This window comes from Litchfieldella xinjiangensis, assembly GCF_000759345.1.
In the GTDB taxonomy this organism is placed as follows: domain Bacteria; phylum Pseudomonadota; class Gammaproteobacteria; order Pseudomonadales; family Halomonadaceae; genus Litchfieldella_A; species Litchfieldella_A xinjiangensis.
This window is the reverse complement of record NZ_JPZL01000002.1, coordinates 584,537-599,196: the sequence shown is the minus strand read 5'-3', so window position 1 is coordinate 599,196 and position 14,660 is coordinate 584,537. Positions and strand designations below refer to the sequence as shown.

The window sequence follows — 14,660 nt, the reverse complement described above, 5'->3', positions numbered from 1 at the left end:
TCATGGGTTAAGGTTCATCTGCCTTCTTATATCCCTTTATCACGTACGGCCTTTTATCATGTTGCGAATCCTACATTCGCTGCCCCGCACACACAAATTGTTACTTTTGCCGGTAGCTACCATGGTTACCGTGCTGGGCACACAAAAGATCTTCAGCGCGTTCGATGACACGGCGTCTTTCGAGCGCGATTCCGCCATTGTTGCCGCACCGGTTGGCCTGGATTTACAGTCCGACGATGCGGCTGCAATCGGCGTAAAACATCCGATTGCCGAAGCGGTTCAATTAGCCACTTCCGCATTGGATGCGACACAGCACCACGTACCGATTAGTGAACTTAAAGTTCACGAAATCCTGGATATCGAGTTCCTCTCTCAAGCTCACGCTGGAGAAACGACGGACACCATGTCGGCAAGCGTGATGACGCCGACGAATCCGGTCACTCCGGTTCAGGAACGTGCCACGGAAACAGCCAAGCGCCCGCGTATCGATTCCGACGTGTTGCACTTGGCCATGATGTTGCCGAATGGCTGGTCGTTCGAGAACGGCGAGCACGACGACGGCACCTCCTACGACGACTATTCAGCCGACCCGCTGATGCTCTTTGATGAAGAGCACGTCTTCCTTGAAGAAGAGATCGTCGCTCACGAGACGTACACCCCCGAATGGCAAACCTATACCATTCAGCCTGGCGATACATTCGCCGTTCTCGCCGAACGCAATCTGGGCATGGGCTACAGCGAAGTTCTCAGCTTGCTCGATAGCTTGCCCGATCAGAATATCCTGACACGGCTGCGCGTCGGGCGTGGTTTTGAATACCAGCTCGACGAGAACAACAAGTTGCTGGCATTGCGCGTCATGAAAAACGCTCGGACCGGCTATCTGATCGAGCGCGGCGAAGACACATTCGACATCGCGACGATCGAGAAGGCCGGCGAGCCGACACAACGCCTGTACGCCGGTACGGTCAGCGGAAGCTTCGGCCGTTCGGCTGAAGCGACCGGTCTCTCCGCTGCTGAGGTGGCACAGTTGAGCAGCGTGCTCGCCAAGAAACTCGACTTCCGCCGCGACACTCGTCGCGGCGATAGTTTTCAGGTCCTGGTGGAGCATGACGTGATCGACGGCCAGCAGCTGGATCCCCGGATCCTTGCCGTACAGTACGAAGGGGCCCGCATGGACCTGACGATTGTGCGCAATAGCACCGACAATCGCTTCTATACGCCCGAAGGACACAGCCTCGATCCCGCTTTCTCACGCTACCCCTTCAATGGCAGTTACCGTCAAAGTTCCTCGTTCAACCTGCAGCGCAAGCATCCGGTCACCGGCCGCGTCAGTCCGCATTATGGTACCGACTTTGCCATGCCCAGCGGCACCCCTGTGAACTCACCGGCCAATGGTCGCGTAGAAAAGGTCGGCAACCACCCGTTGGCCGGCCGTTTCATCGTGGTACGCCATGACAATGGCTACCGCACACGCTACCTGCACCTGTCGCAGCCCCTGGTCAGTCGCGGCGATCGCGTGACCATGGGTGAGCGTATCGCCCTGTCCGGCAATACCGGTCGCAGCACGGGCCCTCACTTGCACTATGAGGTGATCGTCAACAGCAAGCAGGTCGACCCCATGCGTGTGGAACTTCCCGAGAACCAGGCCCTGAACGGTGAAGCGCTGGCAGCTTTCAAGCGTGAGTCCGAGCAACTCCTGGCCACACTCGAAAGCGGCGAGACCGGTACCGTCGTCGCAAGTACGAGAAATCGTGAGGAACGTCCCCACGACGGCATCTAAGTACCGCGCTTGGTCCCTATGAACGCCAAGGCCCCGCAGATGCGGGGCCTTGGCGTTTTTACACGAGATGCGGCCTGACTAGCGGACCACCCTCACCGAGATACGGGAATGGTGGACCACATGCTCAGCATTGGGTCCAAGCACGTGCCGTGGGCAAGGCCCGGGACCAGGAGGCCTCCTCGTTGAGGTCCACGGGCAGCAGTATCTTTTTATACTTCACACCCTCCTTGCCTCAGGCTGCCGCCGGCGACGCCGGGCTGTCGCGCCGACGCCGCTGCAACAACACGATAAGCGCGAATACCAGGAACGCCGGGATCCACATCCATTCCTTAGACCAGCGATCCACGGGCGCCAATACTTCGATGATTTCCTGATCGAAGTCGAAGCCCAGGTCCTGAGCGGTGCTGCCAAAGGTCACCATATCGACGATGGCGCGATCATCCTCGATCACGATCTCGAGCCCCAGATTTTCCAACCGCTCTTCCCCGCTGTCCCCTTCGGGAACCGGCAATCGCATGTAGGTGGTCAAGGTATCGCCGAAGGCATCCTCCCCGCGAATCTGCAGGCGCAACGTGCTGTCCTCATCGACGTTACCCATTGCCTGCACGAACTCGCTGGGCGGCACCGAACGGTACGGATCGTGAATGATGTCCATCCAGAACCCTGGCCGGAATAGCGTAAACGCCACCAGCAACAGCAGCAGGCTCTCATACCAGCGACTGCGCGCCAGCATATAGCCCTGCGTCCCCGCCGCGAAAATCAACATGGCAAGCGTTGCCACCACGAAGATCACGATCCCCTGCATGAACGACACATCGATCAGCAGCAGGTCGGTATTGAAGATGAACAGGAACGGCAAGGCCGCGGTCCGCAGGCTGTAGTAGAACGCCTGAAAGCCGGTACGAATCGGATCGCCGCCGGATACCGCGGCCGCGGCAAAGGAAGCCAGGCCCACGGGGGGCGTCACATCCGCCATGATGCCGAAATAGAACACGAACAGGTGTACGGCTATCAACGGCACCAGCAGACCGTTCTGCTCACCGAGTTGCACGATCACCGGCGCGAGCAGCGCCGAGACCACGATATAGTTCGCCGTGGTAGGCAGCCCCATCCCCAGGATCAGGCTGAGCACCGCAGTCAGCAGTAGGATCAGCATCAGGTTGCCCATCGACAAGATCTCGACGACGTCGGCCAGCACCAGACCGACGCCGGTCTGCGAGACGGCACCCACGATGATCCCGGCTGTGGCTGTCGCGATGCCGATACCGATCATGTTTCGGGCCCCGGTCACCAGCCCGTCCCACAGGTCGCGAAAGCCTTCAAGAATATCCTCTCCGAGCCGGCCACGTTGACGGAAGATCGCCGTGATGGGCCGCTGGGTAACGATGATGAAAATCATGAAGACCGTGGCCCAGAAGGCAGAGAGCCCCGGAGACAGCCGTTCGACCATCAGGCACCAGACCAGCACGATGACCGGCAGAATGTACTGCAGCCCGACCATGACCGTCGGCTTGGTCTGAGGCAGGGTATAGATAAGCTCGTTGGGGTCGTCGAGTTCCAGCTCGGGATAGCCTGAGGCCACCTTGAGCAAGGCGACATAAATTCCCGCCAAGCCGACCGCCACCACCCATGGGGTCGCCTCGCCCAGTACCGGCTTGAGCCACCCCAGGCCGTAGTAGACGATGAACGACAATCCCATCAGTAGCAGCAGCCCTCCCAGGAAACCGATGACTTTCTGCAGCAGGGGCTTGCTCGGGTTGCTGCTTTCCAGTCCCTGGAGATTCGCCTTGAGGGCCTCGAGATGAACGATATAGATCAAGGCAATATAGGAGATCAGCGCCGGCAGGAAAGCATGCTTGATGACTTCGACATAGGAAATGCCGACGTACTCGACCATCAGGAAGGCGGCAGCCCCCATGACCGGCGGCATGATCTGCCCATTGACCGACGAGGCCACTTCCACCGCGCCGGCCTTCTCAGAGGAGAATCCGACGCGCTTCATCATGGGTACGGTGAAGGTACCGGTCGTGACCACGTTAGCGATCGATGAGCCCGAGATCAGACCGGTCATGCCCGAGGCAACCACGGCGGCCTTGGCAGGCCCCCCCTTGTAGTGGCCCAGCATCGAAAATGCGACCTTGATGAAATAGTTGCCTGCCCCGGCCTTGTCGAGCAAGGCACCGAATAGCACGAAAAGGAACACGAAACTGGTCGATACCCCCAGGGCAATGCCGAATACACCCTGCGTGGTAAGCCACTGATGGTTGACCAGACCCGAGAGACTGACCCCCCGGTGAGCCAGGATCCCCGGCATGTAAGGACCTGCCAGAGAGTAGACGATGAATACGATGGCCACGATCATCAGCGGCGGCCCAAGGGCGCGGCGCGTGGCCTCGAGCAGCAGCAGCAGGCCGGCAATACCGACCACGACGTCCTGCATGATCGGCGCACCGGGACGCTGTGACAGCGGCTCGTAGAAGATGAACATGTAAGCGCCGGCAAAGGCGGCGATCAGGCCCAATAGCCAATCCTGGATCGGGATTCTGTCACGCGGCGAGCCCTTGAGGGCCGGGTAGGCCGTGTAAGCCAAGAACAAGGCGAAAGCCAGGTGGATCGAACGGGATTCGGTGGCATTGAACACGCCAAAACCCAATATGAAAGGTAGTGGCGACGCGATCCACAGCTGGAACAAAGACCAAGCTGCAGCGGTGCCCACCAGAACCTTGCCTGGCATACCGGCCGGCTTGCGAGAGCCGGAATCCGATGACGCCACCATCTCTTCGAGATCGACACTCGAATCAGACGTCGTTTTTTTACTCTCTTCGCTCATGAGCGCGTGTCCTGCTCGTCGTCGGTCGCCACAAAAAGCGTTTGCACGCCGGGGGTCTACCAAAACAGGATGCGCGGCCTTCCAGGAAGGCCGCGCATCGTCAGTGGAGCATCTACTCCGTACCGTCGGGCTTACTCTTCGAGCCAGCCACGCTCGGTGTAGTAGCGCTTGGCGCCTTCATGCAACGGTGCCGAGAGACCTTGAGAAATCATGTCTTGCTCATCAAGGTTCTCGAACGCCGGGTGCAGGCGCTTGAAGCGATCGAAGTTCTCGAATACCGCCTTGACGGTCTCGTAGACGACTTCTTCATCGGTGTCGGCGGTGGTCACGAAGGTCGCTGCCACCCCGAAGGTGTCGACATCCTCGTCATTGCCGCGATATAGGCCACCGGGGATGGTTGCCTTGGCATAGTAAGGATACTCTTCGACCAGTGCGTCGATCTCGTCGCCGCTCACCGGTACCAGGCGTGCATCGACGGTCGTGGTGGCTTCCTGGATCGAACCGTTGGGGTGACCCACGACATAGACCATGGCATCGATGTTGTTATCGGACAGGGCCGAGGCCTGCTCGGCGGCGTCCAGCTCGGAGGCCAGCGAGAAGGTATCTGTGGTCCAGCCCATCTTTTCCATCACCACTTCCATGGTGTTGCGCTGGCCGGAACCCGGGTTACCGATATTGACGCGCTTGCCTTCGAAATCGCTGATGTGTTCGATGCCGGAATCGCTACGTGCAACGACGGTCAGCGGCTCGCCATGAATCTTGAACACCGCACGCAGGTCTTCGTAGGCGTTGTCCTCGAAGTTGCCGGTACCGTTGTACGCCTGGTACTGCACGTCGGACTGTACGACGCCCATGTCGAGTTCGCCGGAACGAATGCCGTTGACGTTTGCGACCGATCCCCCAGTGGAAGGCGCGTTACAACGAATGTTGTGCTCATCGGAGCCGCGGTTGACCATACGGCATACCGACTGGCCGACGACATAGTACACGCCGGTCTGGCCGCCGGTACCGATCGTGATGAAGCGTTCCTGCGCTACCGCCGGCGCCGAGAACATCGCAGCCCCGAGAAGTGCACCCGTGAAGGTGGCAGCGGTAAAAGCGTGGCGTTTCATGAAGACACCTCTAATGTTGTAGGCAAAGCTGGCGGACGCGCCGCCCCGTTTCCCTTGCTTGTTGAAATCCTGCCCGGGGATCGCGATTCGCCCGAGACGACCTGAAATCACCTCGACCCGCACCACTAACCAGATAACAACATGGTTACCTGACGTCGTGCCTCGGGAATCGCCCCGTCGACGTCCGGGCATGCTTGAGTTATAGCCGTAAACCCCAGCACTGGCCAACGCTGCACCGCCGGGCGATGAAGATTGGCATGGCGCTACTTTAGCGAAAAACGCACCAAGTTGTGAGTGTCTTTTTACACGAAAGGAGACGTCGGGGCAGGGCTCGATTACTTAACGTTACGCTGAAACCGCCCCGTAGGCCAAGAAAAAAGCGTCGCCAGGCAGACGCGGGGCGCTGCCGCTGCCAATCTGTAGGCAGGCTCTGGTAAACGTAAGCCCGGAAACCATCCGATAGCAGCCACTGACAGGGAGGAAGCACACCATGTCCACACAACGCATCACGATCGAATGCAAACAAGGCGATATAGCCCGGCAGGCGGAAATGGATGCCGTGGTCAATGCGGCCAATGCCGAACTGCAGATCGGTGGCGGCGTTGCAGGCGCATTGCATCGGGCTGCTGGTCCCGGACTCGAGGAAGAGTGCCGGCCGCTGGCACCGATCAAACCCGGCCAGGCGGTCATCACCTCTGGACACGACCTGCCCAATCGATACGTGATCCACTGCCTGGGACCCGTGTACGGTGTCGACGAACCCGCCGCTGAACTGCTTGCGGCCTGTTATCGCAATGCCATGACGCTGGCCGACGAGCACGAGCTGTCCTCACTGGCCTTTCCCTCGCTCTCGACCGGCGCCTTCGGCTATCCCATGGCCGATGCCGCCCGTATCGCCTTGAAGACGGTGAGTGAAACCGCAACACAGTGCCGCCACCTCGAACGAGTACGTTTCGTGCTGTTCGATGAGGCCGCCGCCGAGCTGCACAGAGAGCTATTGGCGGCACAGGAGCAACGGTCGTCTTGACGCGCCGATCAGTCGTGTCTTCGACAGGACTGCCGATAGCGTGCCTGGAGTTGTCGGCGCTCGGCGCGCAGTCGATTCCCTCGAGGTTCGACGTAACCTGCACGCAACGCCTGCTGAACCTGGACGAGGCGCTGCGCCAGGGCACGGCAAGTCGCTGCTTGTGTCCCGGCCGGCGCGGCAGGCTTGGGCGGTTCGGGCGGTGACAGGGGGCGGTAGGGAGAGTCGCCCGGTGCCTGCATACTATTGAGTGCCGGCAGCTCGCCAATATCGATCTGAAGTTCGAGCGAGATGCTCGGGTCCCGGTCGGGTGGTTGATCGGCATAATGGCGGCGCCCATCGGCATCCTGCCAGGTATAGAGCGGGGCCTGGGCCCAGGCGCCCCCCACAGACAGCATCAGCGCTATCGCCGCCGCCATTATCGACACACCGCATCGAGATCGAGACATCCTGCCCTTCCCTGGCCAATTCATGGATGTTAGACGTTATACCCCAGGATGCGCGGCAGCCACAGCGCGATATCCGGGAACATGGCGACCAATAACAACGCCAGTGCCATGGCGAATACGAATATCACCGCCCAGCCGATGGTTTGCTCAAGTCGTATCCTGGCCACCTGGGTCGTCACCATGAGGTTGACGGCCACGGGCGGGGTGAACTGACCGATGGCGATATTCATGGCCAGCAGTATGCCGAACCAGACAGGATTCCAGCCGAAGTGCTGCATGACCGGGATCAGGATCGGCATCATGATCAAGTAGATCGAGATGGCGTCGAGCACCATGCCTGCCGCCAGCACGGCGAGCATGATGAAAAGCAGCAAGAGCGTGCCGTTATCGGAAAGACCAATGATCCACTCGGCCAGTTCGCGGAAGGTACCAAGCATCGTACCCGCCCAGGCAAAGATCCCGGCCAGGGCAATGATCAGCATGACCACGCCCGAAATCACCGCTGCCTCACCGAATAAATGCCAAAGCTCTCGCCAGCCAAGCTCTCGTGTCAAAAACAGTCCGACCACGACCCCATAGGCAACGGCGGCCACGGCCGCCTCGGTGGGTGTGAACAGGCCACTGCGAAGGCCGCCCAAAATCAGTACCGGCGCGAACAAGGCGGGCAATGCCTGCTTGAAGCTTTCCCCCAGCGGGGGCCGCTCACCGGCGTCCGGTGATTCCCACCGGTAATGACGCGATAGCCACAAGGCAGGCAACAATAGTGCGAGGCCGGCCAGTATTCCCGGGAACAGGCCCGCAGCAAACAACGCACGCAGATCGACACCGGGCACCACGATCGAATACAGGATCAGAGCTACCGACGGCGGAATCAAAATCGCGGTAGACGCCGAAGCAGCGATCAAGGTAGCGGAGAACGGTTTGGGATAGCCGGCCCGCGTCATGCTGGGCAGCATGACCATGGCCACCGCTGCGGCATCGGCAGGTCCCGAGCCGCTCATGCCCCCCATGATCATGCATACCAGTACGGCCACCAGCGCCAGACCACCGTGTCTGGGGCCGATCAGGGCCTGAGCGAAACGCACCAGCCGCCCCGCCACCCCGGCGCGCTCGAAGATCAGGCCAGTAAGAATGAACAGCGGGATCGCGATCAACGGATACTTGGCGACACTGTTATAGGTATTGGTTCCCAAGGTCGCCAACATGGCCGGCGAGAGGCCACTGACGATACCCACGGCACCCGCCAGCCCCAGGGAGAACGCAACGGGCACCCCCACCAGTAACAGGGCCAGGAAACTCAACAGCATCCACACGTCAGGACTCATCGACGAGTCTCCCGCGTAGACGATCGATCGACTGTTGGGTAATGCGTACGAGCATCAAGCCTGATAACAGGGGAAGCCAGGCAAGGTACCACCACTGCGGCAACCCCAACCCGGGTGAGCGAGATTGCCACTGGTACTCCTCCCAGGTCAGCAGGCCTCCATACCCCGTAATCAACCCCAGTACGATCATGCCGCTGATCCACTGCAGAATGATCAGCATACGGCGCGGCCCCTCGGGCAGGGCCCGCTCGAGCAATCCAATACGAATATGGCCGTTACGGCGCAGCGCCACGGAAGCGCCGGCAAAGGTAAGCACCACGAGAAGGAAAACTGAAAACTCTTCGGTGAAGGCGAACGAGCCTCCAGTGATGTAGCGCACGACGACGTTGGCCAAACTGATCAGCGCGATGATGACCAACGCCAGCGTAGCCAGCACCCGCTCCAGGCGGGCATCGGGTTGGGATTGCATGACGACCTCGAAAACAGGGCTGCCGCCCGGTTGGACGGCAGCAGAAACGACTATGATCGTTTAGCGCGCCTCGATCTCCTGGCGGGCGGTCTCGACAAGGTCCTCGCCAATTTCCGGCACCCACGTTTCATAGACGCTCTGTGTCGCATCGACGAAGGCCTGATACTGCGCCTCGGTGAGATCGGTGACCTGGACCCCGCGTTCCTTGATCGCCGCTAGACGCTCGCTCTCTTCCTCGCGGGTCTTGCGGATTTCCCACTGCCCTGCGTCCACCGCCGCTTGGCGAAGCAATTCTCGATCCGCTTCCTCGATGGAGGCCCAGACTCGCTCGTTGACGGCGAAGATCAGCGGATCGTTCATGTAGTTCCATAAGGTCAGGTGTTCCTGGCCCACCTGATCGATACGCGCCACATCGAAGACCGACAGCGGGTTCTCCTGACCATCCACGGCCCCGGTCGTCAGCGCCGGCTTGGCATCGGCCCAGCTCATCTGGGTCGGGTTGGCATCAAGCGCCTCGAACGTATCCTGGAACAGGGGGGAGCCCACGACACGAATCTTGAGCCCTGCCAGATCGGACGGCTCGTCGATGGGACCGCGTGAGTTCGAAAGCTGGCGGAAACCGTTCTCGCCCCAGGCCAGGGGAACCACGCCGCGCGACTCGATCGCCGCGAAGACCTGGGCGCCCGCTTCGCCACCGGTCACGGCATCCACGGCGGCCTCATCGGGTATCAGGAACGGCAGCGAGAACAGGTTCAGCTCCGGCACCTGGGGCGACCAATTGATGGTCGAACCGACGGCCATGTCGATGAGCCCTTGGCGCATCGCGGAGAACTCCCGGGTTTGGTCTCCCGAGACGAGTTGGGAGTTTGGATAGACGCGAAGCGTGATCCGGCCTTCGGAACGCTCCTCGACCAGGTCCGCCCATTTTTCGGCAGCCTGCCCCCAGGGGAAGGCATCGGAGAGGACCGTGGAGACCGAATATTCGCGGGCCTGTACGGTGAATGCCGCACATAACAATGTGGCGCCGGCGATAGCGGCAGTGAGCGGGGAAACGCGGCGTGTCGAGTTCATTCTCTGTCCTTGCTAGCGTGCACCGGCCAGACGGCCGCGGCATTTATTGGTATGAAGCGTGGGGACGAAACGTCGTCAGCTAAGCTGCGCTTTCCGGGTAGGAAAGAGGGGCTGGCCGCTTGTGGCGGACCGCGAGACACCGGGTCAGTGTCGGCATGATGCAAGCGTCATTGTAAGGCGGCCAGCGTTGAAAGGAAGATGCAACGCGGTATTTACTGATAGGCTCGGAGGAATGGGCGAGGCGCTGTTCCCGACTCGTTCACGGAAACCCTGCTTTATCCAACCCGACAAGGATGTGCCGTGCCATTACGTGATGTGCTGCTGGGACTGACCGTCGTGGCCATCTGGGCCTTGAATATCATCGTCATCAAGGTCGGGGTTGCTGAAATTCCTCCGTTGTTACTGATGACGCTACGCTTCATTCTGGTTGCTGCATTGCTAGTACCCTTTTATCCGGTACACCGACACCAATTACCTTTTCTGGCGCTGCTGTCGGTCACGTTCGGCACCCTGCACTTTGCGCTTCTATTCATCGGCCTGAGCCAGGCCGAGGCCGGTACCGGCGCCTTGCTGGTCCAGATGGGGACCCCCTTCGCCACGTTGCTGGCCGTCATCTTCCTCAAGGAACGACTGGGGCCAAAGCGCCTGGCGGGGCTGCTGCTCTCGTTCGCCGGTGTGGTCGTACTGGCGGGGGGGCCCACTCTGCCTACAGCGCTGCCATTGGCCCTGTTGCTACTGAGTGCGTTGGGCTGGGCAATCTCGCAACTGCTCATCAAGCAAGGCCCCAACCTGCCACCCATGGCCCTGGCCGGCTGGGTGGCGTTATTCGCGGTCCCCCAGGTAGCGCTGGGCTCGCTGCTGTTCGAGCGCGGGCAGGTCGAGGCGATAGTCAACGCGGGATGGGCGGGATGGGGAGCCGTGTTGTATACCGCCGTGATGTCGTCCATCGCCGCGTACGGTCTCTGGTACGGCCTGTTGCGGCGGCACCCCGTCAACCGGGTCGTACCGCTCACACTCCTGGTCCCTGTGGCGGCCGTGTTTTTGGGGGCCCTGCTTCTCGACGATACCCTGGGCATCCATAAGCTCAGTGGCGGGGGGCTGGTCGTCGCGGGCATCGCCTTGATCATCCTGCGCTTCGGCCCGCGGCGCACGTCCCCCTAACATCACCGCCTTCAGGGTCGACAGTCACTGGCGATATCGCCAGGCAGGCTTACGCAATCCCCCACTTCGATGCCTCGTTCTTTGAAATAGCCCGCGTTGACTTCCAGTGCTGCAACATAGGAGACACCGGCGGCATACGCTGGGCATTCGCTTGGTGCCTGAGCTTGGCAAGGGGTCATCTGTCGGATCGCTGCAATGCTACCCGACGGAGCGATGAAAGCGATATCGAGAGGAATGCGCGTGCGGTACATCCAAAATCCTCGCCGCGATGATTGAACGCGATCATAGAGAAAGAGCATGCCGCCATCCTCGGCCAATTGGTCGCGATCCATCAGCCCCCGTGCGCGCTCGCGCGTGCTGCGCGCCAGTTCCACCTCGAGCCGATGCGGGCCATGGTTACTATGGATCACCAAGGGGGCTGTCGGCAGCGATGCCCCGGCCTGCTGGGCCGATGCCCAGGCCACTGACCCCGGCCAGGCGACCGCGCAGGCCCCGCCGACCATCCATTCAAGTAATCTGCGGCGCGCTAGCAGCATTCACGTAGCCCCTTATGCTTATACTATGCTTGATTCGCTTCGACCCATCGTCGCTTATCTGCGTAGCGGTGACTACCTGCTCATCAATGAACGAGGCTCGCTGATGATAATATGCCGCGCGACCTCGCACCCTGCTGACTCGCTCAGGTTACCAAGCAAATTGCCAAGCCAGGGCAACTTAGCCCTCGTCGCTGGGCATCAGATGGATACCGGTTGCCAGTAACGAGACGTCGACACTGACATCGATCGCCAATCCGTTTCGACGTGCGCCGTGGGTACTCATCTCGAAACGAAGCGTCTCGGAGGTATGGTCAAAGCCCAGGGATACCTGGGTCATGCCGCCCAACACGATAAATTCGCAGATCACGCCCGTCACTGGGTTCTCCCGCTCCCCATTGGACGGTCGCCCGCGCCGATGCACCACGACATCGGAAGGTGGGATATACCATTGCAGCGCCCCTCCCTCACGATAGGCTTCCAGGCCCCTCTCCACCTCGAGTCGGTAGGGACCCCAGGCCAGGCACGCCCGGCCATTTTCCATGACCTTTCGCCCCGAAAAGACATTGTGCTTATCCAAGAGTCGGGCCACTTGTGCGGAGGCCGGCCTGCGAAACAGGCTTTCCGGCGGACCGCTCTGTAAACTTCGCCCGCTATGCAGCACGCATAACCTGTCCGCCAGGGCCCCGGCTTCTTCGAGGTCATGGGTCACTAGAATCATGGGAATTTCGATGGCGTCACGCAGCAATGCCAGTTCACGTTGTAACCGACGGCGAGTGACCTGGTCGACTGCCGAGAACGGTTCGTCCAGCAGAAGCGCCCGCGGTTCACGGGCCAGGGCCCGGGCCACTGCAACGCGCTGGCGCTGGCCGCCGGAAAGCTGGGCGGGATGTCGCTGCTCGAGCCCATCGAGCCGTACCCGGGCCAGCCACTCTCTCGCACGATCCCGGCGCTGATGGCGAGGCACATGGCCCATCGCCGCCATGACATTGCCCAGTGCCGTGAGGTGGGGGAAAAGCGCATAGTCCTGGAAGACGAACCCCACGCGTCGCTGCTGTGGGCGACGGCAGATATTTCGCTGGGTATCCAGCCAAGTCTCGTCGCCAATACTGATATAGCCCTCGGCCGGACGATAGAGACCGGCAATCGCCCGCAACAGGGTCGTCTTGCCACTCCCCGACGGGCCGACAAGCGCGAGCAGGTCCCCGGGGGCACACTGGAACTGGGCAGCCAGGGGAATCGGCCCCGGCTGAGTGACCCGTAGCGACAACGAAGCGTCGGTGCTAGACACGCACGCCCCTCCCACGCCGTGTCAACCCATACACCAAGGCAATGGTGACGAACGATACGATCAACAGGATGGCGGACATGCGAGCGGCCCCCGCCTCATCGAATGCCTGAACGCGGTCATAGATGGAAATGGCCAGTGTGCGGGTCTCGCCGTCTATCGATCCCCCGACCATGAGGATCACGCCGAATTCCCCCAGGGTGTGGGCGAAGGTCAAGGCCAGCGCCGATACCACGCCTGGCCACACCAGGGGAAGCTCGATGCGCAGCCAGGTCTGCCAGGATGACAAGCCACTGCACCAGGCCGCTTCACGAAGATGGCGAGGAACATGTTCGAAGGCGCGCTGAATGGGCTGCACGGCGAACGGCAGGTTGACCAGCAGCGAGGCCAGTAGAATACCGTTGAACGTGAAATTGAGTCCTTCTCCCATCAGTTGTTGCCATAGCTGACCAAAGGGTGCTTCGGAGGAAAACGTCATCATCAAGTAGAAGCCGAGCACCGTGGGCGGCATGACCAGGGGCAGCGCCACCAGGGCTTCGCACAGTGTGCGTCCGCGAAAACGCCCCATGGCCAGAAGCCGGCCCAACCACAGGCCGACCGGCAACAAGAACAGACAGGTCAACCCGGCCAGACGCAAGGAGACCCACAGCGCTGTCCAATCCATCAGAGTGCCTTGTCCCCACTCGCCTCGTCAGGCAATTGGAAGCCGAAGTCTGCCAGGATCCCGCGGGCTTCCTGCTGCTGCAGGAACGCGTAAAAGGCGCTGGCGTCCTCACCGGCCCCCTCGAGCAACGCCATGCGTTGATAAAGGGGCGGGTGCCAGTCCTGGGGAATGAGTCGATATTGGCTGCGCTCGGCGATCGGAGGGGCCAGCGCCAGGGAGTAGGCGACCAACCCGCCTTCGGCATCCCCCGAAAGGGCAAACTGGGCGGCCTGGGAGACATTTTCTCCCATCACGAGCAAGGGTTGGGCCATCTGCCAGAGACGCATACGCTCCAGCACCTGCCTTGCCGCCACCCCGTAGGGCGCATGTTCCGGGTTGGCCAGGGCAATGCGAGAACGCGTCTGGGAGACTCGATACGCCTCGATGGCGGACTCCACCTTGGCCAAGGGGGCCTCCTCGCCGGGCAGATCGTCGTGATCGGCTGGCTGCAACCACACCAGGCGACCCCGCGCATACCGAACCCCCTCATCCTGAGCGTGACCCTGTCGATAGAGCTCACGGACATAGGCTTCATCCGCCGAAAGGAAAAGGTCGAACGGCGCACCCTGGGCGATCTGGCGATGCAGGTTGCCGGAGGAGCCGAATGTCAGGCGAACTTGGTGGTCGGTGCGCTCCTGGAACCGTTGGGCGACCGCTTCCAAGGCAAATTGGAGATCGGAGGCCGCCGCTACTCGCACCGGTTCCTGGGCCTGGGCCTGGAGCAGTACGGGTAGTCCCGCCAGAATCAGCGTGCCCAACCATTGCCATGCCTTTCGCATCATCTTCGTTCCTTGTGCTGACGTCGGGGCCCGAGGGGGCCAGTGCCGAAATTGTCGGGCATGCGCCCCGGCTTGGCAAAACCGCCTCGCGCCTGTCATGAGAATGCAACATGCCTGACGCATGATCGCCGCCATT

The 14,660-nt window shown here is 61.1% G+C and carries 13 protein-coding genes; 3 read left to right on the top strand and 10 right to left on the bottom strand.

The annotated features are described in order from the left end of the window. Positions 1-121: 121 nt before the first annotated feature. A complete protein-coding gene (locus tag JH15_RS10160; RefSeq protein ID WP_422730557.1) occupies positions 122-1,780 on the top strand; it encodes a peptidoglycan DD-metalloendopeptidase family protein in 1,659 nt (552 codons plus the stop codon). Positions 1,781-2,012: 232 nt separating this feature from the next. Here JH15_RS10160 and JH15_RS10155 read toward each other — a convergent pair whose 3' ends face one another. Both JH15_RS10155 and JH15_RS10150 read right to left on the bottom strand, forming a co-directional pair. Next, positions 2,013-4,610 carry a TRAP transporter permease gene (locus JH15_RS10155; RefSeq protein ID WP_043529894.1) on the bottom strand — a complete coding sequence of 866 codons (2,598 nt, stop codon included), beginning with the start codon at positions 4,608-4,610 and terminating at the stop codon, positions 2,013-2,015. A 131-nt stretch (positions 4,611-4,741) separates the two neighbouring features. Next, positions 4,742-5,722 (bottom strand): TAXI family TRAP transporter solute-binding subunit, encoded by a 981-nt coding sequence (locus tag JH15_RS10150; RefSeq protein WP_043529892.1) that lies wholly within the window; start codon positions 5,720-5,722, stop codon positions 4,742-4,744. 490 nt (positions 5,723-6,212) lie between these two features. Between JH15_RS10150 and JH15_RS10145 the strand changes: the two genes are divergently transcribed. Beyond that, complete coding sequence (locus JH15_RS10145; RefSeq protein ID WP_043529890.1) at positions 6,213-6,749, top strand: macro domain-containing protein; 537 nt, start codon at positions 6,213-6,215, stop codon at positions 6,747-6,749. 8 nt (positions 6,750-6,757) lie between these two features. On the opposite strand, the gene JH15_RS10140 is transcribed toward JH15_RS10145, so the two are convergent. Genes JH15_RS10140 through JH15_RS10125 form a run of 4 tightly spaced genes read right to left on the bottom strand, consistent with a single transcriptional unit; the run spans position 6,758 to position 10,060 of the window. After that, positions 6,758-7,195: a DUF4124 domain-containing protein gene (locus JH15_RS10140; RefSeq protein ID WP_197053303.1), complete on the bottom strand. Its 438-nt coding sequence runs from the start codon at positions 7,193-7,195 to the stop codon at positions 6,758-6,760. A 29-nt stretch (positions 7,196-7,224) separates the two neighbouring features. Further along, positions 7,225-8,520, bottom strand: a complete 1,296-nt coding sequence (locus JH15_RS10135) for a TRAP transporter large permease (protein WP_043529886.1) — start codon at positions 8,518-8,520, stop codon at positions 7,225-7,227. Further along, positions 8,510-8,989, bottom strand: a complete 480-nt coding sequence (locus JH15_RS10130) for a TRAP transporter small permease (RefSeq protein WP_043529884.1) — start codon at positions 8,987-8,989, stop codon at positions 8,510-8,512. The genes JH15_RS10135 and JH15_RS10130 overlap by 11 nt, the downstream gene beginning before the upstream one ends. 60 nt (positions 8,990-9,049) lie before the next feature. Continuing rightward, positions 9,050-10,060, bottom strand: a complete 1,011-nt coding sequence (locus tag JH15_RS10125; protein WP_043529882.1) for a DctP family TRAP transporter solute-binding subunit — start codon at positions 10,058-10,060, stop codon at positions 9,050-9,052. A gap of 300 nt (positions 10,061-10,360) precedes the next feature. On the opposite strand from JH15_RS10125, the gene JH15_RS10120 reads away from it, so the two are divergent. Beyond that, positions 10,361-11,221: a DMT family transporter gene (locus tag JH15_RS10120; RefSeq protein ID WP_043529879.1), complete on the top strand. Its 861-nt coding sequence runs from the start codon at positions 10,361-10,363 to the stop codon at positions 11,219-11,221. 11 nt (positions 11,222-11,232) lie between these two features. On the opposite strand, the gene JH15_RS10115 is transcribed toward JH15_RS10120, so the two are convergent. The 4 genes from JH15_RS10115 to modA all read right to left on the bottom strand — a co-directional run bounded on the left by JH15_RS10115 (position 11,233) and on the right by modA (position 14,527). Further along, complete coding sequence (locus JH15_RS10115) at positions 11,233-11,757, bottom strand: DUF192 domain-containing protein (RefSeq protein ID WP_043529877.1); 525 nt, start codon at positions 11,755-11,757, stop codon at positions 11,233-11,235. Positions 11,758-11,935: 178 nt separating this feature from the next. Beyond that, positions 11,936-13,045: an ABC transporter ATP-binding protein gene (locus JH15_RS10110; RefSeq protein WP_043529875.1), complete on the bottom strand. Its 1,110-nt coding sequence runs from the start codon at positions 13,043-13,045 to the stop codon at positions 11,936-11,938. Beyond that, entirely contained in the window at positions 13,038-13,706 is a 669-nt protein-coding gene (gene modB, locus JH15_RS10105; RefSeq protein ID WP_043529873.1) for a molybdate ABC transporter permease subunit, read from the bottom strand. Before modB ends, JH15_RS10110 begins: the two co-directional genes overlap by 8 nt. After that, complete coding sequence (gene modA / locus JH15_RS10100; protein WP_043529872.1) at positions 13,706-14,527, bottom strand: molybdate ABC transporter substrate-binding protein; 822 nt, start codon at positions 14,525-14,527, stop codon at positions 13,706-13,708. Before modA ends, modB begins: the two co-directional genes overlap by 1 nt. Positions 14,528-14,660 lie beyond the last annotated feature (133 nt).

Coding starts and splice junctions, on each gene's coding strand:
- JH15_RS10160 (WP_422730557.1), top strand. CDS start 122: ATGGTTACCGTGCTGGGCACACAAAAGATCTTCAGCGCGTTCGATGAC.
- JH15_RS10155 (WP_043529894.1), bottom strand. CDS start 4,610: ATGAGCGAAGAGAGTAAAAAAACGACGTCTGATTCGAGTGTCGATCTC.
- JH15_RS10150 (WP_043529892.1), bottom strand. CDS start 5,722: ATGAAACGCCACGCTTTTACCGCTGCCACCTTCACGGGTGCACTTCTC.
- JH15_RS10145 (WP_043529890.1), top strand. CDS start 6,213: ATGTCCACACAACGCATCACGATCGAATGCAAACAAGGCGATATAGCC.
- JH15_RS10140 (WP_197053303.1), bottom strand. CDS start 7,195: ATGTCTCGATCTCGATGCGGTGTGTCGATAATGGCGGCGGCGATAGCG.
- JH15_RS10135 (WP_043529886.1), bottom strand. CDS start 8,520: ATGAGTCCTGACGTGTGGATGCTGTTGAGTTTCCTGGCCCTGTTACTG.
- JH15_RS10130 (WP_043529884.1), bottom strand. CDS start 8,989: ATGCAATCCCAACCCGATGCCCGCCTGGAGCGGGTGCTGGCTACGCTG.
- JH15_RS10125 (WP_043529882.1), bottom strand. CDS start 10,060: ATGAACTCGACACGCCGCGTTTCCCCGCTCACTGCCGCTATCGCCGGC.
- JH15_RS10115 (WP_043529877.1), bottom strand. CDS start 11,757: ATGCTGCTAGCGCGCCGCAGATTACTTGAATGGATGGTCGGCGGGGCC.
- modB (WP_043529873.1), bottom strand. CDS start 13,706: ATGGATTGGACAGCGCTGTGGGTCTCCTTGCGTCTGGCCGGGTTGACC.
- modA (WP_043529872.1), bottom strand. CDS start 14,527: ATGATGCGAAAGGCATGGCAATGGTTGGGCACGCTGATTCTGGCGGGA.